This is a genomic window from Bradyrhizobium sp. BRP22 (assembly GCF_020194175.1).
Lineage (GTDB): Bacteria > Pseudomonadota > Alphaproteobacteria > Rhizobiales > Xanthobacteraceae > Bradyrhizobium.
Map to the genome: position 1 here is coordinate 338,361 of NZ_JADYVX010000002.1, position 26,079 is coordinate 364,439.

Annotated in this window: 26 protein-coding genes; 10 read left to right on the forward strand and 16 right to left on the reverse strand. The window is 63.7% G+C overall.

Going from position 1 to position 26,079, the window contains the following annotated elements; genetic code table 11:
* Positions 1-231: 231 nt before the first annotated feature.
* Complete coding sequence (locus I6F35_RS04085; protein ID WP_225116354.1) at positions 232-855, reverse strand: permease; 624 nt, start codon at positions 853-855, stop codon at positions 232-234.
* Between the two features lie 94 nt (positions 856-949).
* On the opposite strand from I6F35_RS04085, the gene I6F35_RS04090 reads away from it, so the two are divergent.
* Complete coding sequence (locus I6F35_RS04090; RefSeq protein ID WP_225116355.1) at positions 950-1,924, forward strand: LysR family transcriptional regulator; 975 nt, start codon at positions 950-952, stop codon at positions 1,922-1,924.
* 41 nt (positions 1,925-1,965) lie between these two features.
* Here the strand turns inward: I6F35_RS04090 and I6F35_RS04095 are convergent, their stop codons facing one another.
* Both I6F35_RS04095 and I6F35_RS04100 read right to left on the reverse strand, forming a co-directional pair.
* Positions 1,966-2,571 (reverse strand): hypothetical protein, encoded by a 606-nt coding sequence (locus tag I6F35_RS04095; RefSeq protein WP_225116356.1) that lies wholly within the window; start codon positions 2,569-2,571, stop codon positions 1,966-1,968.
* A 135-nt stretch (positions 2,572-2,706) separates the two neighbouring features.
* A complete protein-coding gene (locus I6F35_RS04100) occupies positions 2,707-3,603 on the reverse strand; it encodes a LysR family transcriptional regulator (protein ID WP_225116357.1) in 897 nt (298 codons plus the stop codon).
* A 290-nt stretch (positions 3,604-3,893) separates the two neighbouring features.
* On the opposite strand from I6F35_RS04100, the gene I6F35_RS04105 reads away from it, so the two are divergent.
* Complete coding sequence (locus tag I6F35_RS04105; protein ID WP_225116466.1) at positions 3,894-4,628, forward strand: SDR family oxidoreductase; 735 nt, start codon at positions 3,894-3,896, stop codon at positions 4,626-4,628.
* Between the two features lie 16 nt (positions 4,629-4,644).
* On the forward strand, positions 4,645-5,244 hold the full coding sequence (locus I6F35_RS04110; RefSeq protein WP_249792366.1) for an NADPH-dependent F420 reductase: 600 nt from the start codon (positions 4,645-4,647) through the stop codon (positions 5,242-5,244).
* Between the two features lie 286 nt (positions 5,245-5,530).
* Here the strand turns inward: I6F35_RS04110 and I6F35_RS04115 are convergent, their stop codons facing one another.
* A complete protein-coding gene (locus tag I6F35_RS04115) occupies positions 5,531-6,562 on the reverse strand; it encodes an aldehyde reductase (protein ID WP_225116359.1) in 1,032 nt (343 codons plus the stop codon).
* Between the two features lie 112 nt (positions 6,563-6,674).
* On the opposite strand from I6F35_RS04115, the gene I6F35_RS04120 reads away from it, so the two are divergent.
* On the forward strand, positions 6,675-7,274 hold the full coding sequence (locus I6F35_RS04120) for a TetR/AcrR family transcriptional regulator (protein WP_225116360.1): 600 nt from the start codon (positions 6,675-6,677) through the stop codon (positions 7,272-7,274).
* 67 nt (positions 7,275-7,341) lie between these two features.
* Here I6F35_RS04120 and I6F35_RS40110 read toward each other — a convergent pair whose 3' ends face one another.
* From I6F35_RS40110 to I6F35_RS04130, 3 genes are all read right to left on the reverse strand, one after another.
* Positions 7,342-7,461 carry an SDR family oxidoreductase gene (locus I6F35_RS40110; RefSeq protein ID WP_275945431.1) on the reverse strand — a complete coding sequence of 40 codons (120 nt, stop codon included), beginning with the start codon at positions 7,459-7,461 and terminating at the stop codon, positions 7,342-7,344.
* Between the two features lie 130 nt (positions 7,462-7,591).
* The gene (locus tag I6F35_RS40115; RefSeq protein ID WP_275945432.1) at positions 7,592-7,903 is read right to left on the reverse strand and encodes an SDR family NAD(P)-dependent oxidoreductase; all 312 of its coding nucleotides are present in this window, start codon (positions 7,901-7,903) and stop codon (positions 7,592-7,594) included.
* Between the two features lie 492 nt (positions 7,904-8,395).
* The gene (locus I6F35_RS04130) at positions 8,396-9,436 is read right to left on the reverse strand and encodes an aldo/keto reductase (protein WP_225116361.1); all 1,041 of its coding nucleotides are present in this window, start codon (positions 9,434-9,436) and stop codon (positions 8,396-8,398) included.
* A 118-nt stretch (positions 9,437-9,554) separates the two neighbouring features.
* Here I6F35_RS04130 and I6F35_RS04135 point away from each other — a divergent pair, with 118 nt between their 5' ends.
* A complete protein-coding gene (locus I6F35_RS04135) occupies positions 9,555-10,157 on the forward strand; it encodes a TetR/AcrR family transcriptional regulator (RefSeq protein ID WP_225116362.1) in 603 nt (200 codons plus the stop codon).
* A gap of 119 nt (positions 10,158-10,276) precedes the next feature.
* Here the strand turns inward: I6F35_RS04135 and guaA are convergent, their stop codons facing one another.
* Positions 10,277-11,875 carry a glutamine-hydrolyzing GMP synthase gene (gene guaA, locus I6F35_RS04140; protein WP_225116363.1) on the reverse strand — a complete coding sequence of 533 codons (1,599 nt, stop codon included), beginning with the start codon at positions 11,873-11,875 and terminating at the stop codon, positions 10,277-10,279.
* 324 nt (positions 11,876-12,199) lie between these two features.
* On the opposite strand from guaA, the gene I6F35_RS04145 reads away from it, so the two are divergent.
* Complete coding sequence (locus I6F35_RS04145; protein WP_225116364.1) at positions 12,200-13,309, forward strand: endonuclease/exonuclease/phosphatase family protein; 1,110 nt, start codon at positions 12,200-12,202, stop codon at positions 13,307-13,309.
* Between the two features lie 71 nt (positions 13,310-13,380).
* Here I6F35_RS04145 and I6F35_RS04150 read toward each other — a convergent pair whose 3' ends face one another.
* Both I6F35_RS04150 and I6F35_RS04155 read right to left on the reverse strand, forming a co-directional pair.
* Positions 13,381-14,679: an RsmB/NOP family class I SAM-dependent RNA methyltransferase gene (locus I6F35_RS04150; RefSeq protein ID WP_225116365.1), complete on the reverse strand. Its 1,299-nt coding sequence runs from the start codon at positions 14,677-14,679 to the stop codon at positions 13,381-13,383.
* A 9-nt stretch (positions 14,680-14,688) separates the two neighbouring features.
* The gene (locus I6F35_RS04155) at positions 14,689-15,105 is read right to left on the reverse strand and encodes an MAPEG family protein (protein WP_225116366.1); all 417 of its coding nucleotides are present in this window, start codon (positions 15,103-15,105) and stop codon (positions 14,689-14,691) included.
* 127 nt (positions 15,106-15,232) lie between these two features.
* On the opposite strand from I6F35_RS04155, the gene I6F35_RS04160 reads away from it, so the two are divergent.
* Positions 15,233-16,072, forward strand: a complete 840-nt coding sequence (locus I6F35_RS04160; RefSeq protein WP_225116367.1) for a metallophosphoesterase — start codon at positions 15,233-15,235, stop codon at positions 16,070-16,072.
* On the opposite strand, the gene I6F35_RS04165 is transcribed toward I6F35_RS04160, so the two are convergent.
* The 4 genes from I6F35_RS04165 to guaB all read right to left on the reverse strand — a co-directional run bounded on the left by I6F35_RS04165 (position 16,032) and on the right by guaB (position 19,783).
* Positions 16,032-16,346 (reverse strand): hypothetical protein, encoded by a 315-nt coding sequence (locus I6F35_RS04165; RefSeq protein WP_346283136.1) that lies wholly within the window; start codon positions 16,344-16,346, stop codon positions 16,032-16,034. The genes I6F35_RS04160 and I6F35_RS04165 overlap by 41 nt on opposite strands.
* A gap of 205 nt (positions 16,347-16,551) precedes the next feature.
* On the reverse strand, positions 16,552-16,824 hold the full coding sequence (locus tag I6F35_RS04170; RefSeq protein WP_225116368.1) for a hypothetical protein: 273 nt from the start codon (positions 16,822-16,824) through the stop codon (positions 16,552-16,554).
* A gap of 246 nt (positions 16,825-17,070) precedes the next feature.
* The gene (locus I6F35_RS04175) at positions 17,071-18,108 is read right to left on the reverse strand and encodes an NADP-dependent oxidoreductase (RefSeq protein ID WP_225116369.1); all 1,038 of its coding nucleotides are present in this window, start codon (positions 18,106-18,108) and stop codon (positions 17,071-17,073) included.
* 178 nt (positions 18,109-18,286) lie between these two features.
* Positions 18,287-19,783 (reverse strand): IMP dehydrogenase, encoded by a 1,497-nt coding sequence (guaB, locus tag I6F35_RS04180; RefSeq protein ID WP_225116370.1) that lies wholly within the window; start codon positions 19,781-19,783, stop codon positions 18,287-18,289.
* A gap of 346 nt (positions 19,784-20,129) precedes the next feature.
* On the opposite strand from guaB, the gene I6F35_RS04185 reads away from it, so the two are divergent.
* The 3 genes from I6F35_RS04185 (at position 20,130) to I6F35_RS04195 (ending at position 23,865) form a co-directional block, all read left to right on the forward strand.
* The gene (locus I6F35_RS04185) at positions 20,130-21,605 is read left to right on the forward strand and encodes an MFS transporter (protein ID WP_225116371.1); all 1,476 of its coding nucleotides are present in this window, start codon (positions 20,130-20,132) and stop codon (positions 21,603-21,605) included.
* A gap of 93 nt (positions 21,606-21,698) precedes the next feature.
* Positions 21,699-21,974 carry a FeoA family protein gene (locus I6F35_RS04190; protein ID WP_225116372.1) on the forward strand — a complete coding sequence of 92 codons (276 nt, stop codon included), beginning with the start codon at positions 21,699-21,701 and terminating at the stop codon, positions 21,972-21,974.
* A gap of 19 nt (positions 21,975-21,993) precedes the next feature.
* Positions 21,994-23,865 carry a ferrous iron transporter B gene (locus I6F35_RS04195; RefSeq protein ID WP_225116373.1) on the forward strand — a complete coding sequence of 624 codons (1,872 nt, stop codon included), beginning with the start codon at positions 21,994-21,996 and terminating at the stop codon, positions 23,863-23,865.
* Between the two features lie 290 nt (positions 23,866-24,155).
* Here I6F35_RS04195 and I6F35_RS04200 read toward each other — a convergent pair whose 3' ends face one another.
* Positions 24,156-24,848: an RlmE family RNA methyltransferase gene (locus I6F35_RS04200; RefSeq protein ID WP_225116374.1), complete on the reverse strand. Its 693-nt coding sequence runs from the start codon at positions 24,846-24,848 to the stop codon at positions 24,156-24,158.
* Positions 24,849-24,860: 12 nt separating this feature from the next.
* A complete protein-coding gene (locus I6F35_RS04205; RefSeq protein ID WP_225116375.1) occupies positions 24,861-25,916 on the reverse strand; it encodes a Ppx/GppA phosphatase family protein in 1,056 nt (351 codons plus the stop codon).
* Between the last annotated feature and the right edge of the window lie 163 nt (positions 25,917-26,079).

Here is a 26,079-nt window from a genome sequence, read left to right on the forward strand (position 1 = left end):
CCATAGTGCCGCAAGTGGAGGAATGGATTGCTTCGCTGCGCTCGCAATGACGGCGGTGGTCGCTTGACGGGTACACTGTCATTCCGGGGCGTCCGAAGGACGAGCCCGGAATCCATTTCGCCGCCGGTGCCTGCGAAGACGTCTTTCGGTCACGATATTTGACGGCCCTATCCCGAAAATCGAGCCGCCAAACGTCAACCGTCTTTGGCAGAACCGGTTTTGCTGTCTCCGCTATGCCTTGGCAGCGTCACGCTCAGCGTGCTTGATCCCTGCGCCACGACGAAGCAGGTCGAACGCCATGATGTGGCTCGCACCTGAAATGCCGACGCCGTAGAGCGGGATCAGCGCCATCGGCAGCGTCTGGATGCCCGACATGCGGGGGTCGTTGAGGAGGAAGAAAGTCAGCCCCGTACCGACTGCCACAACGAGATCAGCGAACCCAAAGATGTGGACGGCCAAATAACGGTTGCGACTCTCGGGCAGCAGGATGACGCCAAGGGCCAGAAACCCCGTGATGAGGTCGCCCCATCCCGCGTTCTGAACAAAGGATTGCGGGAGCAGGTTGTGCGCGCCGTACCAGAAAATGACCAACGCGGCCCCGATACGCCAGATCTGAAATGCCGTGAGCGGCCGCAGCCCGATCGCTTCGACGTACGAACGGAAGCCATCGGATACTGCGTAGATAGCGACGGGCACCACGATGCCCAGCACAATTATGGGACCGAGCAACAGCGGGTAGATCGCGCCATAGAGTCCCGCCTCGGCGGCAACGGCGACGGCTAATCCCCAGATGGCCAGTACAGTCAGCAGGACGCGCGTCCCGCGGCGCTTCCGGATCTCAATTTCGCGATCCATGAGATAATCTCCATATTTTGTCTCGGCAGATTGACTGAATGGAGAAATACGAGCGCTTCCGGCACGCGACTATCCGCGATAATGTCGATGAGCCATGAAGCAGAACTTCACAGTCAGGCACGGCGCGCTCGACGGCGTGGAGGCGTTCCTCAGCGTTGCCCAGCACCGCAACTTTCGCAAAGCGGCCGCGGAACTCGGGGTAACGCCCTCGGCGATCAGCCAGGCCGTACGCGCGCTGGAGGCGCGTGTCGGTGCGGTGCTCTTCGTCCGCACCACGCGCAGCGTCGGTCTGACCGAAGCCGGCGAGCGGTTCATTTCGCGCGCGAAGCCCGCCTTCGAGGAGCTCGTCGCGGCGAGCCGGGTCGCACATGAACTAGGTCAACGGCCGGCTGGACTGTTGCGCCTCTCAGTGCCGCCCGCGGTGGTGCCGCTTCTGTTGGAGCCGCTGATCGCATCCTTCTGCCGGACCTATCCCGAGGTCGAAGTGGAGATCGCCGCAAGCGGGGAGCTTGTCGACCTTGCGGCCGAAGGGTTTGATGCAGGCATCCGGCTGGGCCAGTTCATCGCTGCCGATATGGTCACGGTGCGGCTGACGCCGCCCTTCCCGCTGGTGGTCGTCGGCAGCCCCGAATATCTGCGGCGCCGGAAACGGCCGGAACGTATCGACGATCTGCGAGATCACGCCTGCCTGCGCATGCGCCGTTCAAACGGGGCGATTGCGCCCTGGCCCTTTGTTGACGGCGGCAGGACGGTGGAGGCGATCGTGTCGGGGCCGCTGATCGCGCACGACTACCCCACGCTGCTTAAAACGGCGATACAAGGCTTGGGGCTCGCGCAGGTCCCCGGCCCGCTTGCCAAAGCGGCTATTGCTGAAGGCCGATTGCAAGCGCTGCTAACGCCCTTCGCGGCAACCGCGCCCGGGGTCTTTCTGTACTATCCAGGGAGACGTCAGGTCTTGCCGAAACTACGTGCTTTTATCGAGCACGTGAAGAGCGAGAGCGCCGATGCGCCCCGCATCAGTAGAAGTGCCAAAAGGGTCCGCAAGCATCGCGGCGCAAACGGTTCTTGATTTAAGAGTCCTCTGCACAACTACGAGCGCAATTTTGCTGATTACGATGCCGCACCGGTCTTGCCGGTTGCGGCTTCGTTCAATGCATCTCCCGCCTTCTGATTGGCTCGATCGAAAGCCTTCCGCGACTCGGTCAAGGCTGCGCTCAGTGAGGACCAGGTTTCGCTGCCCACCTGCTTCAGCTTCTCGAAGCGCGCCTCAGCTTCCGTCGCGTCAGCCTTCATCTGCTTGACAGCCGCATCGACGTCGGCGCGCTTCGCGGCTGCAATCTTAGCAGCTTCGCTGCTGAAAGCGTCTGCCGCCGCCCGCCACGCCTTGAGCTGAGCGGCGACGGCGTCGCCGAACGTGGCCTGCTGTTGCTCGACCTGCTTGCTGATCGTGTCGAAATACGCCTTGACCTTCGTTTCGAAGCCCTGCCACTGCGCTTCCAGTTGCTCCTTGCTGGCTTGCAAGGCGGCCTCGCCCGCCTGAGCCTGAACCTTGGCTTTGGATTGAAAGTCGTCGCGCTGCTTCTTCATTTCGGCGATCAGTTGATCGGCCTTCGCCTGTCCTGCTTTGGCCTCCAGAGACGCCAACATGGCGTCCATCTCGTCAATTCGCTGCTTGGTCCAATTCAGGTACACATGCATACTGCTTTGCTCTGGCATGATCCCCTCCAATATTTATTTTAGATTCGGATGATCAATGGCACTGCGCGTTGATTTAGATCAAGCGGTCAGCTTGTTCGCATGGTTCATGTCGATGATTGCGTCCGCCACGCGTCGCCGGCGACCTGCCGCACGTCAGTCGCGCGATATGGACAGTCCCGCGAGAAGCGGCGCGTACGCGGCGAGCCTGCGGGATACGAATTCGGTGAAGAGCCGCACGCGCTTCGTCTTGCGCGTCTCCCCCTGTGTGAGAAGCCAGAGCGTTCCGTACATGTGCAGGTCAATGCCCGGCGCCCTCACCAGTAGGGGGTCGGCATCTCCGACGAAGCACGGCAGTTTCGTCATCCCGATCCCTTGTCGCGCCGCAACGAGCTGCGCCTCCGCGTCGGGCGTCCTGAACGGAACCTCGGTGACGCGAACCTCTCCCTCACGGGCCCAATTCGGGAGCCCATGATTGTCTATGACGATCCACCGGATGGGATCAGGCGCGCCCGCACGCCACGCGGCCAGCCGATCGCGGGACATGTAGACGCCGCCGAACAGCTCCGGCCCCTTCAGGCCGTGAAGATTGAGCGGCAGGGTCTTGCGGTCGGAGACGATGCGGATCGCGACATCGGCCTCCCGGTTGGTCAGATTGGCCGGCTCGCCGGACGACAGGATTTCCATCTCGATGTCCGGATGCATGCGCGCGAAATCGGCGAAGTCCGGCATGAGCAGGTGTGTCGGGAAGAACGGCGGCAGCGTCACCCGCAGAAGCCCGCTCGCGCTCTGGTCGCGCCCGAAGACGCGCGTCTCCAGTAAGTGCGACGACGCTTCCATTTGATCCGCGAACTCGAGGACCTCCTCGCCCGCAGCCGTCAGGCGGTAGCCCGAAGGCAGCTTTTCGAACATGTGCACCCCGAGGCGCTCCTCAAGCTGGGCGATGCGTCGCAGCACGGTCGAGTGGTTCACCCCGAGGCGCTCGGCGGCGGCCCGCACCGAGCCTCCGCGCGCGACGGCCAGAAAGTAGCGAACGTCATCCCAGTCGATCATGGTGCAATCCCGCACAGCGGGGCTTGCCTTCCAAAGCCCGAGTCCAACACCATCGAACATCCTCTCGAATGTGGGGTAGCACGGCCGGGTGATCACTGCCTATGCCGACAAGCACGGCCCAATTCCGAGCGGCGGGCACCGATCGCGGCTGGCGTCGGTCGTTCAGCCGGATCGATTTCGCACCACCGATGTGCGCGCTTCCGCACTCAACGCCTGACACCGGCAGACCCATTTCGGAGGTCTCGGGGAACCTCCCCGATCAGCCAAAGACGGAGTCTGAAGGAAAAGTCATGAGAAAGCTTGAGGGTAAGGTTGCAGTCATCACGGGTGGATCGAGCGGCATGGCGCTGGCGAGCGCCAAGCGGTTCGTTGAAGAAGGCGCTTATGTTTTCATCACGGGCCGGAGGCAGGAGACGCTCGACGAGGCCGTCAAGCTGATTGGCCGGAACGTGACCGGCGTGCGCGGCGACGCGTCCAATCTCGACGATCTCGACCGCCTGTTCGATACGGTCAAGCGGAAAAAGGGCAAGATCGACATCCTGTATGCGAGCGCCGGCACGGGCGAAGCCGTCCCACTGGGCGAGATTACCGAGCAGCATTTCGACGCGACCTTCGACCTGAACGCGCGCGGCACGCTGTTTACGGTCCAGAAGGCGTTGCCGCTGTTCAACGATGGCGGATCGATCTTCATGACCGGGTCAGTTGCTTCGATCAAAGGTTTTCCTGGTTACAGCGTGTATGCGGCGAGCAAGGCGGCGCTGCACGCATTCGCACGCGGGTGGCTCAACGAACTGAAGGGCAGGAATATCCGGGTGAACGTGCTGCACCCGGGGCCGATCGCCACACCGATGCAGGACCAAGTTCTCGACGAGGCGGCGAAGCGGATGTTCGAATCCCTGATCCCGCGGGGAAAGATGGGTCGTCCCGAGGAAATTGCGGCGGTCGCGGTGTTTCTTGCCTCTGACGATTCCAGCTTCGTGAATGGGTTGGAGTTGTCCGTCGACGGCGGCTTCTCGGCCATCTGAAAATCGGAGAAGCATTATGAGCTACGCGATTATAGGGTTCGGTAAGATAGGCCAGGCCCTCGCCCATGCCTTCGCCCGTAAAAACATCGACGTGACCGTCGCGAGCCGCCGGCCGCCCGAGGCGTTGGCGCCGCAGGCTCGGGCGATTGGCCCCACGGTCGTCGCCAAGTCGCTGCGCCAAGCACTCGAGGCCGATACAATCATCTTGGCGGTCCCGTTCGGGGAGCATCGCGAGGTTGCGAAGGCCCTGCCGAATTGGAAAGGCAAGACGGTCATCGACGCGATGAATGCGTTGCTTCCCCCTGAGGAGCTGGACGGTCTCCCGTCCTCTGCCTTCGTCGCAAAGGCGTTCACCGGCGCCAAGCTCGTGAAAGCTTTCAATCACCTGATTGCGGCCACCCTGGCTGCCGATCCGATCGTCGAAGGCGGCCACCGGGTCGTCTTTCTATCTGGTGACGACGAGGAGGCGATCGCTCCCGTGGCGGCCTTGGCCAAACAGCTCGGGTTCGCACCCGTCAAGCTAGGAAAGCTCAACGAGGGTGGCGCGCTGGTGCACGGACGCGGCCGCATTTGGGGCCAACTCATCTTCCAGGATTTGTTCAAGAAGGAGCAGTAATCGGCGTATCGGCGCCGTTCGAAGAGCGGGGAGACGCTGACGGAGCGGCAGATCTGCGGGCCGCTTAGACTCTGTCGACTACTATCTATAGCCTAGGATTCGCCCGAGCGTCCTTCGGCTATCGATACTACTCCACGGCACTCCCCCTCTATTGTTCAAGGCCAGCGCAACCGACGATCAGATCGCCTTCTTCTTCGCTGGCGCCGACTATCCCAGAAATCACCGCCACGACAAATCGCCGAGTAGAGGCACGGGCGTGATGTCCATTTTGACGCCCCTCCTCTGCTCAATCGCCGGTTTTGGCCAAGCCGAGACGGACCAGACTTTCCGCGGACGCAATGATCGCCTCCTCGCGAGAGCGTGGCTTCCAGCCTAACAGGCGCTGCGCCTTTTCTCCACTGGCATCAAGATCGGCGCCGAGAAGAGGCAGGAGGCCTTTCATAGCCGGATTGGTCATTGCCAACCCGCGCACAACCAGATTCGGTAGAGATCGCGTCGAAACCCGGGCCGCCGCCGCGCCCATGCGGTCTTTCAAGATTTTCGCGATCTCGGATAACCATAGGCTCCTGCCCGATGTCGCGAGGAACCGCTCCCCATTTGCAGCGGGATCGGTCATCGCGCGCAAGTGAAGATCAGCCACGTCGCGCACATCGACAACGCAGGTTTTGATCTTCGGATAGCCCGGCTGGCCATCAAGCATCTGCTTGATCGTCCGGATCGAGTGCGAGTAGTCGGGACCCAGTGCTGGCCCAAGCACCATGGTTGGATTGACCGCCGTCAGTTCCAATCCGTTGCCTTCGCGTGCGATGAAATCCCATGAGGCGCGTTCAGCAAGGGTTTTGGATTTCTGATAGGGCGCAATATCACCACTCGGGTCGCTCCAGTCCGTCTCAACGAATGGGCGGTCGAGCGGCTTGCGGCCGGCTCCGATGGCGCCGAACGCCGATGTGAGAACTACGCGGCGGAGGCCAGCATCGCGTGCAGCACGGAGGACGCGAAGGTTGCCGTCGAGTGCCGGCCTGATCCAATCCTCCTCGGTCACCTGATCGCCGGATGGCGTGGGTGAGGCGCCGTGAAAGGCATAGGTGCAACCAGATGCTGCTTCTGCCCAGCCCGTATCGGAGTTGAGGTCGGTAACCACGAAGGATAGCCGCTCGCCTGGCTCGGCACCGCCGGTTTTCAGATTGGCGCGCACTTCGTCCTCGCGCGCCGGCGATCGCATCGTGGTCCGGACCCTATAGCCAGCCGACAGAAGCGCCAGGATGCAGTGTTGCGCGATGAAACCCGTTCCGCCCGTAACTAGCACCGTCTCGCTCATTCTAACTCCATCAGATTCTCTGCAAACTGAGCGAACTTCGACGCGCGACCCGAGATTGCGAACTGCAGTCTACATATGTATACTATAGCCCACGCATCGAGTCTACAGGTGTATGATGAAATCTGTCCCGCCGCTTAGAGGGCGCGCCGCACAAGCCGATGCAACACGCGCTGCTATCCTCGCATCCGCGCGAAAAGCCTTTGCCGAACATGGGTATGAGGGTGCCGGACTGCGCGGAATTGCGGAAGGCGCTGGCGTCACAGCGATGATGATCGGACGCTATTTTGGGTCGAAAGAAGGTTTGTTCGGCGAGGTGGTGACTGACACCATGCGTGATCCGATCATACTTTCAGAAGGCAATCTGCGCCGAGCGGATCTCGCGCACGCCTTCGCGGAAGCGCTCGTCGGGGTGACGGCACAGGGTCGGACACCACTTGACGGCTTCCTCATCCTGTTCCGGTCGACTACCAGCGCGACCGCTGCCCGCATCGCCCGCGAGCGTATTGCGCAGGTCCACCATGCGACCGCCGCTACGGCGATCGCCGGCGATCATGCCTCTGAGCGAGCGGCATTATTCCTCGCCCTTGTCGCCGGCGTCCAAATGATGCGTCAGATGCTTGAGCTCAAGCCATTGACGCAGGCTGACCCCGCATTGCTCGTCGAATTGCTGACGCCGGTCATTTCAAGTCTGATCGCACCAAGCAGGCCGTAACGCGGCTCCAATCGCCTCATCAAAAAAACCAGGCTTACGCCACAGCGGGCGGCCGGGCAGTCTGCGCTCATTGGGCGAGGTAGCCGCCGTCGATCACCAGTTCGGCGCCGGTTACGAAGCTGGCTTCGTCCGAAGCCAGGAAGAGCGCGCCATAGGCGATCTCCTTGGCCGTGCCGCCGCGCTTCATCGGCGTGGCGCCGACGGTGGCCGCGTTCAGGTCGGCGGCCTGGGCGTCGGTCAGCGGGTGTGGATGAAGCGCGGCGGCACCGCGTTGGCGCGGATGCCGTCCGTGGCGTACGTGATGGCCGCCTTCTTCGTCATGTGCGCACCGCGCTCTTGGCGGCTTGGTACGAGTGCGCCCCGGCCACGCCGGCCGCGCCCCAGATCGACGAGATATTGACGATCGAGCCGGGGTTCTTGCCGCGCATGGCCCGAACGGCTTCGCGCATGCCCAGGAACGCGCCGGTCTGGTCGACGGCGACCATCCGGTTCCAGGCCTCGACGCTCAGTTCGTGCAGCGGCTCGTAGGCGATGATGCCGGCATTGTTGATCAGCACGTCCAGGCGGCCGTGCTTCTCGACGACCGCCGCGACGGCGGCCTGCCAGTCCGTTTCGCTGGTGACGTCCATGGTCACGGTCTCGACGCCGGCGGCGTAGGGCTGGTCCGAGCGCGCAGCCGAGGCGGCGCTTCAGATCCTGCTCGAGGGGCTGGAGGCGGCCAGGGAACTAGGTGTGCCTTGCCCGCTCGTCGCTCCGGGATAAGTCCCGCAACTCGCCGAACGCGGCTTGTCCGCTCCTGACAAAGGTGCCATTCGCAGCGGCGACGCGAAACGGGCGCGAAGTCCCCAAAGTCAGTCGTTCAGGCCGCAGAAACGAACGACAGATTTTGGGATTACCGATCCAGGCGATGAATGGCCGAAATTGGCGCCCAAAGCAGGCCCGCCTTTATGCACGCTATTTTACGCCAGAGCACTCGCACCCATCGAAGCGGCTTTACGTCACCCTCAGAGCACGCGCCCGGGCGGGACGGTCCTCGCCATGCGCTCAAAGGCATTCGTCCGGAATACCGGCTTTTCGCCTGAGGAGACACTGTCGAGGACCTCGGTCATCGCCGGCCCGGATCAGGCGGCGGAAATGGCCGGAGCGGTGAACTCTTCGACCTTGCCGCCGGTGTAGCCCGGACGAGCGCCTTCGAGGACGTTGTAGGGGAAGGCCGTCGGGATCGCGCTGACCTGATCCAGGCGAGCGATCTGCTCGGCCGATAGGGTGACCTTCGCGGCCGCCAGGTTGGAGTTGAGCTGCTCGATGGTGCGCGGGCCGATGATCGGCAGCGTGCCCTTCGCAGCGACCCACGCGATCGCGGCTTCGCCCGGCGCGACGCCCAGCTCCCTGGCAACTTCGATCAGGGCGTCGAGGATCGCCGTGCGCTGCGGCGAATTCTCCTGCTGGAAGACGTTGCCGCCCATTCCTTCCTTTCGGCCGGTCTCGCCCTGGCGGTACTTGCCGGTGAGAAGGCCGCCACCCAGCGGCGACCAGGAGACCATGCCGAGGCCGAGCGACTGGCCGGCAGCAAGCAGCTCCTGCTCACTCGAGCGGACCACCAGGCTGTGCTCGAACTGAAGGCCGGCGATCGGAGCCGCACCACGCAGCTCGGCGATGGTGACGGCGCGCGCGGCGCGCCACGCGGGGAAGTTCGACAGACCGGCGTAGAGAACCTTGCCCGCGCGCACGAGGTCGTCGAAACCGCGCACGATCTCTTCGGCCGGCGTGACACCGTCCGACATGTGGACGAACAGGATGTCGATGTAGTCGCTCTTCAGCCGCTTCAGGCTGTCTTCGACCGACACGACCATCGCCTTACGGCTATTGCCGGTGACGAGAATGCCGCCCTTGGCGCCGGCGGGCATCGTGTACTTGGTGGCGACGACGAAATCGTCCCGACGGCCGACCAGCGCGTCGCCGATGATTTCTTCCGATTGACCGCCCTGATAGACACCGGCCGTATCGATGAAGTTGCCGCCCGCATCTGCATAGGCGTCGAGGATGCGACGCGACTCGTCGCGCTCCTGACCATAGCCCCAGCCCGTACCGAACATGCCGGTGCCGAGCACCAGCTCGGAAACGCGCAGACCCGTGTGCTGGCCGAAAAGTTTGTAACGCATGCTTGTTTCTCCTGTAGGAACCTTTTAATTGCGACCGCAATGTATCGCCGTCGAGAGCGCTACTTGACTTTAATGGCGACCGCAACTAAAAAATTAGGGCTTGGATCAGAGATTTTTCATGCGTGTTTCGAAGGAGAAAGCAGCAGAGAACCGAGACGCGCTTCTCAGCGCGGCCAGCCGTCTCTTTCGGGAGCGGGGGATCGACGGAGTGGGCGTCGCAGAGATCGCCAAGGAAGCGGGGCTCACGCACGGCGCGCTCTATGCGCATTTCAATTCCAAGGATGAGCTCGCCGCAGCGGCATTTTCTCATGGCTTCGCCGCCAACATGGAAGCCACTCGCGAATGGATCGGCGACCGACACATGGCGTTCGAGGAACTGCTCGACGGATACCTTTCTCCGTATATGCGCGAGAAGGTCTCTGACGGTTGTCCGATGGCCGCTTCCGCCAGCGAAATCAGCCGCCATGATGAGGCCGTCAGCGAGAGCTTTACCAGCGCGTTCATGACTTGGACCTCAATGAACGAAGCTTCTCTCGAACCTTCGATCCCCGAGGCCGACCGTCGAAGACTGGCGCTCGCCGCTACTGCTGCTGAGATCGGCGCTCTCGCAATCTCTCGGGCCGTGGCCAAGGCCAACCCTTCGCTATCGGACGAGGTGCTTGAAGTTGTCCGGGCCGCGTTTGCTGACGCCCACAAGGCCGTAAAGACGCGACCTAAATAGCCCTCTGCACGATCTCTACCCACCGATAGACCTCGATAGGTGGAGAACGGTTTTTATAATTTATCAGAGCGTTACAGCGTACCTTGGCGTAGTTTTGGATACCGCCGGATGGGCCAAAATCATTCCCACTCAATGGTCCCCGGCGGCTTGCTCGTCACGTCGTACACCACCCGGTTCACACCCTTCACCTCGTTGATGATCCGCGTCGCGGTCGCGCCCAGGAACGACATATCGAACTGGTAGAAGTCCGCCGTCATGCCGTCGGTCGACGTCACCGCGCGCAGGCCCACGACGTATTCATACGTCCGGCCATCGCCCATCACGCCGACGGTCTTCACCGGCAAGAGCACCGCAAACGCCTGCCAGATCGCATCGTAGAGACCGGCCTTGCGGATCTGGTCGATGTAGACAGCATCGGCCTTGCGGAGGATGTCGAGCTTTTCCTTGGTGATGTCGCCTGGACAGCGGATGGCGAGGCCGGGGCCTGGGAAGGGGTGGCGGCCGACGAAGGCTTCGGGGAGGCCGAGTTCGCGGCCAAGCACGCGGACTTCGTCCTTGAAGAGTTCGCGCAACGGCTCGACCAGCTTCATGTTCATGCGTTCGGGCAGGCCGCCGACATTGTGGTGCGACTTGATCGTCACCGACGGGCCGCCGGTGAAGGAGACGCTCTCGATCACGTCAGGATAAAGCGTGCCTTGCGCCAGGAACTCGGCGCCGCCGATCTTCTTCGCCTCCTGCTCGAACACGTCGATGAAGAGGCGGCCGATGGTCTTGCGCTTCTGTTCGGGGTCGCTGACGCCTGCGAGCTCGCCGAGGAATTGCTTGGATGCATCAACGTGAACCAGCGGGATGTTGTAGTGATGGCGGAACAGGTCGACGACAGTCTCGGCCTCGTTGAGCCGGAGCAGGCCGTGGTCGACGAAGACGCAGGTGAGCTGGTCGCCGATCGCCTCATGGATCAGCACGGCCGCAACCGCTGAATCGACGCCGCCGGAGAGGCCGCAGATCACCCTGCCCTTGCCGACCTGGGCGCGGATCTTCTCGATCGCCTCGTCGCGGAAAGCGCGCATGGTCCAGTCGCCGGTGAGGCCGGCGACCTTGCGGACGAAATTGCGCAGGAGCTTTGCGCCGTCGGGCGTGTGCACCACCTCGGGGTGGAACATCAACCCGTAATATTTCCGCTTCTCGTCCTGGATCACCGCGAACGGCGCATTCGCCGAGACGCCGGCGACCGTGAAGCCCGGCGGCATTTTCGTGATGCGGTCGCCGTGGCTCATCCAGACCTGGTGGCGCTCGCCCATCGACCAGGTGCCGTCGAACAGTTTGCTTGCCGTCTTCACCTCGAGATCGGCGCGGCCGAATTCACGATGATGCCCGCCCTCGACCTCGCCACCGAGCTGGGCGGCCATGGTCATCTGGCCGTAGCAGATGCCGAGCACGGGGACGCCGGACTCGAAGATCGCCTGCGGTGCGCGCGGCGAGCCCTCCTTGTGCACCGATTCCGGGCCGCCGGAGAGGATCACCGCCTTGGGCTTCATCTCGTTGAAGGCGGCCTCGGCCTTCTGGAACGGCACGATCTCGGAATAGACGCCCTCCTCGCGGACGCGGCGGGCGATCAGTTGCGTCACCTGACTGCCGAAATCGACAATCAGAATCTTGTCATGCGCCGAGGCCACGGAAGGCGTCGACGACTCGCGGGCGGGCTTTGCGGCTGTCATGGCCAGCAGATACGCGACCGGGCGCGGCCCCGCAACGGCGGCGGACCAATGGCGCACATTCTTTTGCAGGCATGGACAAAGGCAATTATGTCAGCAACATTGACCTAATTTGCCTGAAGCGGGACCGCCGTCGTGACGAACATGGCGATCACTTGCCGGCTGTAGTCCGTATTTCACGATTCAGCTCTACGAAGTGAACCCGAGAAGCGCGCTCGCGCGCGTCTTGAGGCCGACCGTTGTTGCTTCCTGCGATCATCTTCACGTAGAATATCTTCCCATTATCTACTACAGATAGATTGTTCATGTTCGCGGCCGGGGGTATTCATGAAACTCGCATCCTTCAATGTGGAAAATCTCTTCATGCGCGCGCGTGCGCTCAACGGTTCCGGATTCTCGGCTGAAGGCCGGGAAATCCTGAAGGCGCAGGCCGACGTCAATGCCATTCTCGGCAAGGACAAGTACACGCCGGCGGATAAAAGGCGGATCCTCGAACTTCTCGATACGCTCGGCCTGAAGAAATCAGACGAAAGCAAATACGCGATCCTGCGCCAGAACCGCGGACATCTCGTCAAGCGGCCGCGCGGCGGGCCGGTCGAGGTGGTGGCGGACGGGCGCGACGACTGGATCGGGTGGGTCGATCTCACGCTCGAGCAGGTCGACGAAAACGCAACGCGCAATACCGCGCGGGTGATCCAGGCGATCAATGCGGATGTGCTCGGCGTCGTGGAGGCGGAAAGCCGCCCTGCCCTGGTGCGGTTCTGCAAGGATGTGATGCCGGCCGTCAGCGGCACGCCCTACGATCATATCATGCTGATCGATGGCAATGACGATCGCGGTATCGATGTCGGGCTGATGACGAAGAAGAAGTTCAACATCGTCTCGATCGCCAGCCATGTCGATGACGAGGATGAGGATGGCGTGATCTTCAGCCGCGATTGCGCGCAGTACGAGATCGAGACCGCGGATGGAAATAAGCTGATCGTTCTTGCCAATCACTTCAAGAGCAAGGGCTTCGGCTCGCCGCCTGTCTCGGACGCGAAGCGCAAGCGCCAGGCCGAGCGCACCGCAACGATCTATCGGCAGCTCCGCAGGGAACATGAGTTCATCGCCATCGTCGGCGACTTCAACGACACTCCTGACAGCGATCCTCTGGCACCGCTGTTCAATCAGACCGGGCTGAAGGACATCAGCGAGTTGCAGGGTTTCGACGATGGCGGACGGCCCGGCACGTTCAAGAACGGCACGGCATCGAACAAGATCGATTACATCCTGCTGTCGCCGGACCTGTTTGCGAAGGCAACGGCCGGCGGAATCTTCCGCATGGGCGTCTGGGGCGGCAAGAACGGCACCCTGTTTCCGCATTTCCCTGAGATCACCAAGGAAGCCGAAGCGGCGTCCGATCATGCGGCGATCTGGGCCGAACTCGATATTTGACGAGCGTGCAAACCCTGAAGAGCCGCAGGGTGGGCAAAGCGGAGCGTGCCCACCCTGCGCAATGACACAACTCACGCGCGCTTCAGGATCGAGACGAAGAAGCCGTCGGTGCCGGTGCGGCGGGGGGTCATCAGCCAGCCCTCGGGCGACTGCAGCGCGGCAGCAGCGAAGGCTTCCGCCTTGTCCCAGAGCACACTAGCGGTCTGCTCCGGCGGGACGATTGAAAATTCCGAATGGCTGGCGAGGAAGGCTGCGACCTGCTCGCCGTTCTCGGCCGGCAGCACCGAGCAGGTGATGTAGGCGATCCGCCCGCCCGGCTTCACCAATGGCGCTGCGCGCTGGAGCACCTCGGCCTGGTCCTTGAGCCGCACTTCTAGCGCGCCCGGGCGCATCCGCCATTTGGCGTCCGGGTTGCGGCGCCAGGTGCCGGTGCCCGTGCAGGGCGCGTCGATCACCACGAGATCGGCGGAGCCCCTGATGTCCGCGAGCGGATCGCTGTCGCCTCGGGGCGTGCGGACCTCGCAATTGTGCACGCCGGCGCGCGACAGCCGCTCGTGGATCGGCGCGAGCTGGCGCTTGTCGCGGTCGGTCGCGATCAGGCGGCCCTTGCCCTGCATCATCGCGGCGAGCGCCAGCGTCTTGCCGCCTGCGCCAGCGCAGAGATCGATCACCTGCTCGCCGGGCTTGGCGCCGGAGAACAGCGCGGCGAGTTGCGAGCCCTCGTCCTGCACCTCGATGCCGCCCTTGACGAAATCCTCCTCTGCATGGATGCCGACGTTGCGGGCGTCGGCGCCGAGCTCGATGCGCAGGCCAAGCGGCGACCACGGCGTTTCCCTGGCGCCGAGATGCTTCAGCCGCGGCAGCATCTTGTCGCGGCTCGTCTTCAGCGTGTTGACACGCAGATCGAGCGGCGCGCGGCTCGCCATTGCCGTCGCTTCCGCCACGCGATCGTCGCCGAACATCTTTGCCAGATAAGGATCGAGCCATTCCGGATAGTCGCCGGCAATGTGTGCCGGCGCGCTCTCCAGCGAGCGCGAGGCGAGCGCCGAGCGTTCCGCATCGGTGAGCGGCTCCGGGGCGAAGCGGCCGCCGTCGCAGAGCGCGGCGATTGCATCGACATTCATGCCGCGCTCAAGGTGAAGCATGCCGAGCACGCGCGCGCGGGCGCTGTCGTCGTCCATCAGGTAGGCGCTCGAGGACTGCCGGCGCAGCACGTCCCAGATCAGACCCGAGATTGCGGCGCGGTCGCCGGAGCCGGCGTAGCGGTGCGCGGTGCCCCACTCCTTCAGCGCTTTGGCCGCCGGCACGCGCTGCGTGTCGATGGTGTCGATCAATTCGATGGCGGCGGAGAGACGCGCGGCGGGGGTCATCAGGAGCTTTCAGATCAGGAGCAGGAGTTTCAGCGCGAAGTAGAGCCACATCGCAAACAGCACCAGCGCGCTTGCGAGCCAGGCGGTCGAGCGTGGACCGGAATCGTTCGAGCTGACGAAGATGCCGGCATGCGCAAAGCGCGTCACCACGAACACCCAGGACAACAGCACGATGAAGAGATCGGCACGGCGCAGCGGCAGCGCCAGCGCGATCAGCAGATAGAACAAGACAGGCAGTTCGAACTGGTCGCGGTAGCAATCGGCCAGCAGCGTCCCCCGTGCCGGCCAGTTGGGCTCCTTGAGCGCAGTGTCACGAGTTTCGCCGCCGACCCGCGCGTCGCGGCGCGATCGTATCATGCCAAACAGAAGCGCGAAGGTGAGCGCGACCAGCACGAATACCGGCGCCAGAACCATTTGAACCGACATGGGAAACTCTCCGGGTACGGAGGCATAAGGCTCAAGCTAATAGCGGCCCCATCCGCCGCTGACAATGCGACGGCGTCATCATTCCGACTTCCGGCCGATCTAGGATCGTCACAAAAGGAAGTTTTCCATGTCCGAATTTCGCCTGACCCAGATTTCCGACACCCACCTCGCGCGGCGCCGGCCGACGCTGACCGCGAATTTTCAGGCGATCGCTGAGCACATCGCCGCGACGCGGCCCGATCTGGTGCTCAACAGCGGCGACGTCGCCTTCGACGGCCCGACTAGCCGTGGCGACCTTGAGTTTGCGAAATCACTGCACGCGGCGCTGCCGGTCGATTGCCGCTATCTGCCCGGCAATCACGACATCGGCGACAACCCGACCGCCGTCGGCACGCCGCCGACGCAGCCGGCAACTGAAGAGCATTGCGATGCGTTCCGTTCCATCGTCGGCGAGGATCGCTGGCGCTTCGAGGCTGCTGGCTGGTGCTTCATCGGGCTCAATTCGCTCGTCATGAATACCGGACTTTCCAGCGAAGCCGAGCAGCTCGACTGGCTTGCTTCACAGCTTGGCGACGTCAACGGCAAGCCGGTGGCGCTGTTCCTGCACAAGCCGCTGTTCCTGAATCTGCCCGATGACGCCGAGCTTGCGGAAACCGCGATCCGCTACGTTCCGCAGCCGGCCCGCCGCCGCCTGATCGAGATGTTCGGCGCCGTCGACTGGCGCCTGGTCGGCAGCGGCCATGTGCATCAGCGGCGTGATTTCACCTTTGGCCGTGTCCGCCATATCTGGGCGCCGTCAGCCGGCTTCGTCATTCCGGACCGGATGCAGGACGTCATCGGAATCAAGGAAACCGGGATCGTCGAGTACCGCTTCCGCCCCGACAGTTTCGAGGTCTGCCACGTCAGGGCCAAAGGCCAGACCGATATCAGCCTGGACGCGCTGCTCGCAGAGATGGCGGCGGGTTAGGACGACGCCTCAAATCTGCGCCGTATCCTTCAGATCCCGCTGAATGATTGTCCTCCAGATCCTGCTGGATCACCGTCAGCAGCGCCTGCAGCGATTCCGCGTTGGCGCGTGGTGCGGGCGGCGGCACCAGCGGGCCTATGCCGAGCGACTCGAGCTCGGGTTGGGGCTCGACAAATTTGCCGTGCAAAACGTCGGCGCGGCGGCCGATGACCCACATGGTCACTCCATAGCCGGCCGCCAGCAAAATGACACAGAAAATACCGATTTCGAACATGGCTGCACCTGAAAATAATGTATTAATTCAATGTGTTGCATGCACAGTCAAGCAAACGCGCCGCTCACCGGAAGCATTTGGTTAACGGTGTGACCTTTCGGGTACGGACGGCCGCGCCGGCATGGAAAAAGTCCGCCGCGTTGGCGCGACGGACTTTGCTGCTTCCATGTATCTGTCCGAGGAACCTATGACGGGCACCAACCCGTCAGTAGCCGTAGTACGGCGCCGCGTAAGGCGAGCCGTAGTAGGCCGGCGGCGGGGAATTGTCCCAAGGCGCGGTGGCGAATGCCCCGACGCGCGGCCCCGGATAATAGGCCGGACCGCTGGGATAATATGGGGCGGCCGAATATGGGGCGGCCGAGATGGTCACGTCAGGGTCCACGGCGGGTTGCTGCACATAGCGCTCGCGGGCGGCGACGGGGTTTGCCAATGTCGCTGCCGCGACCAGTGCTGCCGATACGATTGCCAGTCTTCTCATGAACTGCTCCATTCCGATGCGAGGAACCGATGACGTTCGGCTCCCGGCATCTTGGCTTCCTGGTTGGGCATGATCCTCGCGCGGAGACGCTTCGCGTTATCGCGAGCGAAACGTTCCCACTCTTTTCGGATCATGCTCGGCCACCAACAGCCGCATGCAGCAGTGCGTTCCTGATTTCCGTTCACCGATGCGCGAGGTCGGAACACCGCGATCGATGGATCGCGGTGCTCGCTGAGCCGTGACGCATCACGCCCTGTCCGGCCCGACGCGGACGAGCTGCTTGCCGAAATTGGCGCCCTTCAAGAGGCCCATGAAAGCTTCGGGTGCATTCTCAAGACCTTCAGTGACGAACTCCTTGTACTTGACCTTTCCCTCACGCACCCACTGCGACATGTCGCGCAGGAAATCGCTGTGACGGGCGGCAAAATCACTGACGATGAAACCGCGGAACGTCAGCCGCTTCGTCAAAATTGCGCGCATCATCGTAGCAGCCCACTTCGGCGCCTTGCTCTCGGTATCGTTGTAGTGCGCAATCAGCCCGCAGACCGGCACGCGCGCGAACGGGTTCAGCAGCGGGAACACCGCCTCGAACACCGCGCCGCCGACATTCTCGAAGTAAACGTCGATGCCCTTCGGACAGGCCTCCTTCAGCTTCGCCGCGAGATCGGGATCGCGATGATCGAGGCACTCGTCGAAGCCGAGTTCGTTCTTCACGAAGTCGCATTTGTCCTTGCCGCCGGCGATGCCGACCGCGCGGGCGCCCTTGATCCTTGCAATCTGCCCCACTGCGGAGCCGACCGCGCCTGACGCCGCAGCCACGACCACGGTCTCGCCTGCTTGCGGCTTGCCGATATCGAGCAGGCCGGTATAGGCGGTCATGCCGGGCATGCCGAGCACGCCAACCGCTGTCGAGATCGGTGCGAGCTTGGGATCGATCTTGGTAAGGCCCTTTCCGTCGGAGAGCGCGTGCGTCTGCCAGCCGGCGCGCGACAGCACGATGTCGCCCTTGGCAAAGCCGGGATTGTTGGAGGCGATCACTTCGCTGACGGTGCCCGCTTCCATCACGCCGCCGACCGGCACCGGCTGCGCGTAGGACGGGCCATCGCTCATGCGGCCGCGCATATAGGGATCGAGCGACAGCCAGATCGTGCGCAGGAGAACCTGGCCTGCGCCCGGCTCCGGCGCAGCATATTCCTCGAGGCGGAAGTCGGATGGTTTGGGCTCGCCAACGGGACGCGAGGCGAGAACGATGCGCTTGCCTTCCCGCTTGTTGCCTTGGGACATGGTGTTTCCTCCAGATTTTTTGCTTCATCGTCATTACGAGAAGCGGCGCGGCGTTTCAATTCAAACGCCGTCATTCCGGGGCAGTCCGGAGGACCGAACCCGGAATCTCGAGATTCCGGGTTCGATGCCTTCGCATCGCCCCGGAATGACGGAGGAAAAATGACCGGAAGAAAGTTTTTTACGCCCCGCCCGGATAGTTCGGGGATTCGCGCGTGATAGTGACGTCGTGGACGTGGCTCTCGCGAAGACCCGCGCCGGTAATGCGGATGAATTCCGCCTTGCCGTGGAATTCGGCGATATTCCTGGCGCCGACATAGCCCATCGCAGCGCGCAGGCCGCCGGCGAGCTGATGCATCACATTGGCGACCGGGCCCTTGTAGGGCACCTGCCCCTCGATGCCTTCAGGGACGAGCTTCAGCGTATCCTTGATGTCCTGCTGGAAGTAGCGGTCGGCCGAGCCGCGCGCCATCGCGCCGACCGAGCCCATGCCGCGATAGGCCTTATAGGAGCGGCCCTGCCACAGGAAGACTTCACCGGGCGTTTCATCGGTGCCGGCGAGCAGCGAGCCGACCATCGCGATGTCGGCACCGGCGGCGAGCGCCTTGGCGAGATCGCCGGAATATTTGATGCCGCCGTCGGCGATCACGGGCACATTGGCCTTCTTCGCCGCTTCGACCGCATCCATGATCGCGGTGAGCTGCGGCACGCCGACGCCGGCGACGATACGGGTGGTGCAGATCGAACCCGGGCCAATGCCGACCTTGATCGAATCGGCGCCGGCATCGATCAGCGCCTGCGCGCCGTCCCTGGTCGCGATATTGCCGGCGATCACCTGCACCGCGTTGGAGAGCCGCTTGATGCGGTTGACCGCTTCCAGCACGCGCAAGGAATGACCGTGCGCGGTGTCCACGACAATGAGATCGACGCCGGCGTCGATCAGCCGCTCGGTGCGCTCGAAACCGCCCTCGCCGACCGTAGTCGCCGCGGCGACGCGCAGGCGGCCCTGTCCGTCCTTGGACGCCAGCGGATGCGCGACCGCCTTTTCGATGTCCTTCACGGTGATCAGGCCGACGCAGCGATACTGATCATCGACGACCAGGAGCTTTTCGATACGGTGCTTGTGCAGCATCCGCTTGGCTTCATCCTGGCTGACGCCCTCGCGCACCGTGACGAGGTTTTCGCGCGTCATGAGCTCCGAGACCTTCTGCCTGGGATCTGTGGCAAAGCGCACGTCGCGGTTGGTGAGGATGCCGACCAGCTTGCCGGGGACGTTCTTGGCCCCGCCGGTGACGACGGGGATGCCCGAGATGCCGTGGTCCTTCATCAGCGTCAGCGCGTCCGCCAGCGTCGCGTCGGGACCGATGGTGAGCGGGTTGACCACCATGCCGGATTCGAACTTCTTCACCTGCCGCACCTGAGCGGCCTGGCCCTCGGGATCGAAATTGCGGTGGATCACGCCGATGCCGCCGGACTGCGCCATCGCGATCGCCATGCGCGCTTCGGTGACGGTGTCCATCGCGGAGGCGATGATCGGGATATTGAGCGGGATGGCGCGGGTGACGTAGGAGCGGATGTCCACTTCGGAAGGAAGCACATCCGAGAGGCCCGGCTTCAGCAGTACGTCGTCAAACGTGAAAGCCTCGCGGATCGCGGGGGATGCCTGTACCGTCGCCATTGCCAACTCCTTTCGGCGGCGATCCGCCGCGATAACGTAAAAGGATGAGCGCCGCCTCCCGGCGCTGCCTCTCGCATCGCCGTCGAATCGGAGCCCATCGGTGGGGTTGACGCTGGTCGATAGCATGGTGCCATGACGAATCAAAGTGTTTGCCAGCCATGCACAGGCTTTTTCAGCGCCTGTCCCGATCTGACATCGCCCGCTTTGGGTGCAGAATCGCGTCGGGAAACGCCAAAATCGAGCGTCGCAGAGGATCTAGGTCGTCATGCGGGTTCCGCAATAGCCAGTCTGGTAGCCGGGTGGTACAGCCCGTCCGCGCCCGCCCGCTTCTCAAGCCTCTGACTCCATGGACAAGCAACGCCTGATCCCGCTGATCGTCGCCACCGCCCTGTTCATGGAGAACATGGATTCGACTGTTATTGCCAGCTCGCTGCCGGCGATCGCGGCCGATATCGGCACCAGTCCGCTGACGCTGAAGCTCGCGATCACCTCGTACCTGCTCTCGCTTGCGGTGTTCATTCCGGCGAGCGGCTGGACTGCCGACCGGTTCGGCGCGCGACTGGTCTTTGCGGCGGCGGTCGGCGTGTTCATGCTGGGATCGATCGGCTGCGCGCTGTCGTCCTCGGTCACCGATTTCGTGTTCGCGCGCATCCTGCAGGGACTCGGCGGGGCGATGATGACGCCGGTCGGGCGGCTGGTGCTGTTACGCTCGATCGACAAGAGCGCGCTGGTCAATGCGATGGCGTGGGTGACGGTGCCGGCGCTGATCGGACCGGTGATCGGGCCACCGCTCGGCGGCTTCATCACCACCTATTTCTCATGGCACTGGATCTTCCTGATCAACATTCCAATCGGGATCCTCGGCATCTTCATGGCGCTGAAATACATCGACCCGATCAAGAGTGAGGACCCGGAGCCGTTCGACCTCTATGGCATGGTGCTCGCCGGCATCGGCCTTGCCGGCATCGCCTTCGGGCTTTCGGTCGCCGGCCTCAACCTGTTGCCATGGACGGTGGTCGCCGCGCTGATCGCGGTCGGCTCGATCTCGATGACGCTCTACGTCATCCACGCGCGGCGGACGGGATCGCCGGTGCTGGATTTCTCGATGCTGAATTTGGCGACGCTACGCGCCAGCATCATCGGCGGCTTCATGTTCCGCCTCGGTATCGGCGCGCTGCCGTTCCTGCTGCCTTTGCTGATGCAGGTCGGCTTCGGGCTGTCGCCGTTCCAGTCGGGCCTCGTCACCTTCGCGTCCGCCGTCGGCGCCATGGGCATGAAGACGCTCGCTGCGCGCATCATCCGCAGCTTCGGCTTCCGCAACCTGATGACGGTCAATGCGGTGGTGAGTTCTCTCTTCCTTGCCGCCTGCGCGCTGTTCACGGCGGCGACCCCGTTGCTCCTGATCATGATCATCCTGGTGGTCGGCGGCTTCTTCCGCTCGCTGCAGTTCACCGCGATCAACACGGTCGCGTATGCCGAGGTGGAGCCGGCGCAGATGAGCCGGGCCACGACGCTGGTCAGCGTCAATCAACAGCTTGCGATCTCCGCCGGCGTCGCGGTCGGCGCCTTCTCGGTGGAGACGACGATGTGGCTGCATGGCGCGAGCGAGTTGACCGCGACCGTATTCGCGCCCGCCTTCCTGGTGGTCGCGGTCATCTCGGCGGCGTCGGCCTGGTTCTTCTGGCAGATGCCTGATGACGCCGGCCACGAGATATCCGGCCGCAAGGCGGTCGAGATCTCCAGCCGCAAGGGCGCGGCGAAGGCCGCCGTCAAGGCCGCAAGCGAAGGCACGCAGGATGCACGGGATCAGCGCCTCGGATAGCGGACGCGCCACCAACTTGTAATCGTTCTAAATCCCAGCTTCGTGTTGGTCGCAGCGCTTGACCCTTTCGCGCCCGACTGGAAAAGACGGGCAATGAGCGAACAAGCCGATAGTCGAACATCTCAGCCATTGGGACTGGCCAAGCGCGGGTATTCCGGCGTGATCCAGCATCTGGCGGCCGCCGACGCCACGTCCGCGCTCGACGGCCACGAACTCGAGAGCCGGCTGATCGAACTCGGTTTCGTCGAGGGCGCCCGGGTCGAGGTGCTGCACGAGGGAATCGTCGGACGCGACCCGATCGCGGTCAGGGTCGAGAACGTCACCATCGCCCTGCGCCGGCGCGAGGCCATGGCGATCATCGTCGCCTGATGGAGCGAGCGATAACCCGATGGAAGCCCCTCTCCTGCATCTCGCGCTGGTTGGCACGCCCAACAGCGGCAAGACCTCGCTTTTCAATGCGCTGACCGGCAGCCGCCAGAAGGTCGCGAACTATCCGGGCGTCACCGTCGAGCGCAAGGAGGGGTTTTTCGTCACCCCCGCCGGACGGCAGGTTTCGCTGGTGGACCTGCCCGGCACCTATTCGTTGCGCGGGCGCAGCCCGGACGAAGAGATCACCCGCGACATGGTGCTGGGCCGCACCCCGGGCGAGGCGGCGCCCGACCTTATCCTGTGCGTCGCTGATGCCACCAATCTGCGGCTGACGATCCGCCTGCTGCTCGAGCTCAAGGACACCGGCCGGCCGCTGCTGCTGGTGCTCAACATGTTCGACATTGCGGCCCGCCGCGGCGTGAACGTGGACGTGCCGAAACTGTCCGAAGCGCTTGGGGTGCCGGTCGTGACCTCGATCGCGGTGCGCAAGGGCGGGATCGCCGACCTGCTCCGCCGCACCGACGAGATCGCGGCGCGGGAACAGACACCCGCCGGGCCGAATCGCTGGCAGCCCCTCACCGCCTCCCAGTTGCGCGCGACCCAGCGCGAGGCCGACCGCATTATCGCGTCCGCCGTCACACTGCCGACCAGGCCCGACACCTGGACCGCACGGATCGACGCGGTGGTGCTGCATCCGGTGGCGGGACTTTTCATCCTCGCGCTGATCCTGTTCCTGATGTTCCAGGCCGTGTTCGCCTGGGCGCAGCCGCTGATGGAACTGTTGTCCGACGGCTTCGACGCGCTGGGCCAGTTCGTGCACGACACGCTGCCGGAAGGGCTGCTGCAGAGCTTCCTGCAGAACGGCGTCATTTCCGGCGTCGGCAGCGTCATCGTGTTCCTGCCGCAGATCATCATCATCTTCCTATTCATCCTGCTGTTGGAAGATTTCGGCTACATGGCCCGCGCAGCGTTCCTGATGGACCGCATCATGGGCGGCGCCGGCCTGCACGGCCGCGCCTTCATCCCATTGCTGTCGAGCTTTGCCTGCGCGATCCCCGGCATCATGGCGACGCGCGTGATCGATAACCGGCGCGACCGCCTGACCACCATCCTGATCGCGCCGCTGATGACCTGCTCGGCGCGCATTCCCGTCTACACCCTGATCATCTCGGCGTTCATTCCGGACCGCGACGTGTGGGGCTGGTTCAATTTGCGCGGCCTGGTTCTGTTCGGCCTCTATGCGGCTGGCATCACCAGCGCCCTCGGCGTCTCGTTCCTGGTGAAATTCTTCATGCTGCGCGACTACGCGCCGGCGCCGTTCATGCTGGAATTGCCCGACTACAAAGTGCCGCGGCTGAAGAGCATCGCCATTGGCGTCTACACGCGGGCGAAGGCGTTTCTGCAGCGGGCCGGCACGACGATCTTCTCGATGATGGTGCTGATCTGGTTCCTGGCGTCGTTTCCGACCGCGCCGGCCGGCGCCGAAGGACCCGCCATCAACTACAGCCTCGCCGCCATGATCGGCAAGGCGCTCGAACCGCTGCTGGCGCCGCTCGGATTCAACTGGCAGATCGCGGTGGCGCTGATCCCCGGCATGGCCGCGCGCGAGGTCGCGGTGGCCGCGCTCGGCACCGTCTACGCCATTGAGGGGGGCAAGGAAGCCGCGGACCAGATCGGCCATGTGCTCGCCACCAAGTGGAGCCTCGCCACCGCACTGTCGCTGCTGGTGTGGTACATCTTCGCCCCGCAATGCGCCTCGACGCTCGCGGTGATCCGCCGCGAGACCGGAGGCTGGCGATGGATGGCGCTCACCTTCATCTACATGCTGGCGCTGGCGTATCTGGCGAGCCTTGCGATGTACAACATCGCGGTCGCGTTGGGGGCTGGATAGCTCCACTTCGAGGCGAGGACCGCCGTTGGACCCTCATGGTGAGGAGCGGCGCCTTCGCCGCGTCTCGAACCATGAGGCCCGCCGGTGGCCTCGCCCTTCGAGACGATCGCTTCGCGATCTCCTCAGGGTGAGGAGAGCGAGCGGAGCGTGCCGCTCTCTCTGTCGTCCCCGCGACGGCGGGGACCCATAACCACAGGGAGGTGTTGTGCGCGAGCAAGCGGTTGCAGCGGAGCACATCACCGAAGCCTGCGGTTATGGGTCCCGGGTCAAGCCCGGGACGACACCGTCGTTTATGGCGCGGCCTTCGTGCCGCCGCGAAAGCCGGTCGCCAGCACGTAGCGCTCCGAGGAATCCTGCCGGCTGGCGGCGGGCTTCACGTGACGCACGGTCGCGAAGTCGCGCTTCAATTGCGCCAATAGCTCCGCATCGGCGCCGCTCTGAAACACTTTTGCCAGGAACGTGCCGCCGGGATTGAGCACATCGCAGGCAAAGGCGGCGGCGGTCTCGACCAGGCCGACGATGCGGAGCTGGTCGGTCTTGCGGTGGCCGGTGGTGTTGGCGGCCATGTCGGACATCACGATGTCCGCGCGGCCGCCCATCATCGCGATCAGTTTTTCGGGCGCGTCGTTGTCGAGGAAATCGAACTGCGCGAAGGTGACGCCGGGGATCTCGCCCATTTCCAACAGATCGATCGCGATCACCCTGCCCCTGCCCTCGGCGGCGCCGACGCGCTTGGCTGCGACCTGGCTCCAGCCGCCTGGCGCGGCGCCGAGATCGACCACGGTCATGCCCGGCTTGAGCAGGCGATATTTGTCATCGATCTCGACCAGCTTGAAGGCCGCGCGCGAGCGGTAGCCCTGCGCCCTGGCCTTCGCGACATAGGGATCGTTGAGCTGCCGCTCCAGCCACAGCTTCGACGACAACTTTCGCTTGCCGCCGCTCTTGACCGTGATGTGCAGGCGGCCGGTCGAATCTTTTGCCATGTCTCGATCTCGCTACGTCGCCTGCAGGCACGCCTTCAGCGCACCGTCCTCGCGCATCATCTCGACCAGCATGCCTTCGCGCAGGCCGCGGTCGGCGACCCTGAGCCGCGGCAGCGGGAACGCGGTCCTGACCGCATCGAGGATGGCGCAGCCGGCGAGCACGAGGTCCGCGCGCTCGATGCTGATGCAACTGTTGTTGACGCGCTCCTGATAGCTCATGGACAGCAGCTTCTGGATCGTCGCGGTGACGTCGGCATCGTTCATCCAGATGCCGTCGATGCGGCGGCGATCGTAGCGCGGCAGGTTGAGGAACACCCCTGCGAGCGTCGTCACCGTGCCTGATGTTCCGAGCATGTGCATGTCGCGCAGATCCGTGCCGTGCTCGGCCGCGAACGGAGCGACATATTGCGCGACCTCGGCGACCATACGCGCATACAACTCTTTTGTGACATCACGACCGCCGAATTGCTCGGCAAGGCTGACCACGCCGAGCGGGATCGACATCCAGGATTTGATGCGGGGCGAGGCATCCGGCCTCGCCGGATCGCGCTCGATCCGCACCAGTTCGGTCGAGCCACCGCCGATATCGAACAGGATCGCGCCGCGGCCTCGTCGGTCGAGCAGCGGCGAGCAGCCGATCACGGCCAGTGTCGCCTCGGTCTCGCGGTCGATCACCTCCAGCTCGATGCCGGTCTCGGCAGCGACGCGGGCGCGGAAACTGTCGGCATTGGCGGCGGCGCGGCAGGCCTCGGTCGCGATCAGCCGCAGACGCCTCGCCCTGCGGTAGCGAATCTTGTCGCTGCAGATCGAAAGCGCGGCGATCGCGCGCTCGATCGCGGCGTCGCTGATGGAACCGGTCGCCGAAATACCCTCGCCGAGCCGGATGATTCGCGAAAAGGAGTCAACAACGCGGAACCCGTCCGCGGTAGGACAGGCGATCAGGAGCCTGCAGTTGTTGGTGCCAAGGTCGAGCGCGGCGTAAACGCCGGTTTCCACGGCCGCCGTAACCAACCCTGACGGGCTCTCGCGGGCCGCAAGGCCGACGCAAGGCCGCGTGTCATCCTTCATCAACACTGTCTTTCCGCGAGGCGCCCGGCCTGCCGAAGAATTTCCGTTCACGGAAACTTTAGCAGCGCCAAAGGCCTACGCAACAAATCATCACACGCGACATGCCTAATCGGGCGTTGTCGCTTACATCACCCTACGTTATCTGGTCGAAACCCCGCGAAAT

Bases quoted from the DNA above. Each gene is read 5' to 3' on its own strand.
- I6F35_RS04145 (WP_225116364.1), top strand. From the start codon at position 12,200: ATGAAACTCGCATCCTTCAATGTGGAAAATCTCTTCATGCGCGCGCGT.
- I6F35_RS04150 (WP_225116365.1), bottom strand. From the start codon at position 14,679: ATGACCCCCGCCGCGCGTCTCTCCGCCGCCATCGAATTGATCGACACC.
- I6F35_RS04095 (WP_225116356.1), bottom strand. From the start codon at position 2,571: ATGCCAGAGCAAAGCAGTATGCATGTGTACCTGAATTGGACCAAGCAG.
- I6F35_RS40110 (WP_275945431.1), bottom strand. From the start codon at position 7,461: ATGAAGCGCGGCGGCACGGCCAAGGAGATCGCCTATGGCGCGCTCTTC.
- I6F35_RS04135 (WP_225116362.1), top strand. From the start codon at position 9,555: ATGCGTGTTTCGAAGGAGAAAGCAGCAGAGAACCGAGACGCGCTTCTC.
- I6F35_RS04160 (WP_225116367.1), top strand. From the start codon at position 15,233: ATGTCCGAATTTCGCCTGACCCAGATTTCCGACACCCACCTCGCGCGG.
- I6F35_RS04190 (WP_225116372.1), top strand. From the start codon at position 21,699: ATGAGCGAACAAGCCGATAGTCGAACATCTCAGCCATTGGGACTGGCC.
- I6F35_RS04165 (WP_346283136.1), bottom strand. From the start codon at position 16,346: ATGTTCGAAATCGGTATTTTCTGTGTCATTTTGCTGGCGGCCGGCTAT.
- guaB (WP_225116370.1), bottom strand. From the start codon at position 19,783: ATGGCGACGGTACAGGCATCCCCCGCGATCCGCGAGGCTTTCACGTTT.
- I6F35_RS04115 (WP_225116359.1), bottom strand. From the start codon at position 6,562: ATGAGCGAGACGGTGCTAGTTACGGGCGGAACGGGTTTCATCGCGCAA.
- I6F35_RS04175 (WP_225116369.1), bottom strand. From the start codon at position 18,108: ATGTCCCAAGGCAACAAGCGGGAAGGCAAGCGCATCGTTCTCGCCTCG.
- I6F35_RS04100 (WP_225116357.1), bottom strand. From the start codon at position 3,603: ATGATCGACTGGGATGACGTTCGCTACTTTCTGGCCGTCGCGCGCGGA.
- I6F35_RS04090 (WP_225116355.1), top strand. From the start codon at position 950: ATGAAGCAGAACTTCACAGTCAGGCACGGCGCGCTCGACGGCGTGGAG.
- I6F35_RS40115 (WP_275945432.1), bottom strand. From the start codon at position 7,903: ATGGACGTCACCAGCGAAACGGACTGGCAGGCCGCCGTCGCGGCGGTC.
- I6F35_RS04205 (WP_225116375.1), bottom strand. From the start codon at position 25,916: ATGAAGGATGACACGCGGCCTTGCGTCGGCCTTGCGGCCCGCGAGAGC.
- I6F35_RS04155 (WP_225116366.1), bottom strand. From the start codon at position 15,105: ATGTCGGTTCAAATGGTTCTGGCGCCGGTATTCGTGCTGGTCGCGCTC.
- I6F35_RS04120 (WP_225116360.1), top strand. From the start codon at position 6,675: ATGATGAAATCTGTCCCGCCGCTTAGAGGGCGCGCCGCACAAGCCGAT.
- I6F35_RS04170 (WP_225116368.1), bottom strand. From the start codon at position 16,824: ATGAGAAGACTGGCAATCGTATCGGCAGCACTGGTCGCGGCAGCGACA.
- I6F35_RS04130 (WP_225116361.1), bottom strand. From the start codon at position 9,436: ATGCGTTACAAACTTTTCGGCCAGCACACGGGTCTGCGCGTTTCCGAG.
- guaA (WP_225116363.1), bottom strand. From the start codon at position 11,875: ATGACAGCCGCAAAGCCCGCCCGCGAGTCGTCGACGCCTTCCGTGGCC.
- I6F35_RS04105 (WP_225116466.1), top strand. From the start codon at position 3,894: ATGAGAAAGCTTGAGGGTAAGGTTGCAGTCATCACGGGTGGATCGAGC.
- I6F35_RS04185 (WP_225116371.1), top strand. From the start codon at position 20,130: ATGGACAAGCAACGCCTGATCCCGCTGATCGTCGCCACCGCCCTGTTC.
- I6F35_RS04110 (WP_249792366.1), top strand. From the start codon at position 4,645: ATGAGCTACGCGATTATAGGGTTCGGTAAGATAGGCCAGGCCCTCGCC.
- I6F35_RS04085 (WP_225116354.1), bottom strand. From the start codon at position 855: ATGGATCGCGAAATTGAGATCCGGAAGCGCCGCGGGACGCGCGTCCTG.
- I6F35_RS04200 (WP_225116374.1), bottom strand. From the start codon at position 24,848: ATGGCAAAAGATTCGACCGGCCGCCTGCACATCACGGTCAAGAGCGGC.
- I6F35_RS04195 (WP_225116373.1), top strand. From the start codon at position 21,994: ATGGAAGCCCCTCTCCTGCATCTCGCGCTGGTTGGCACGCCCAACAGC.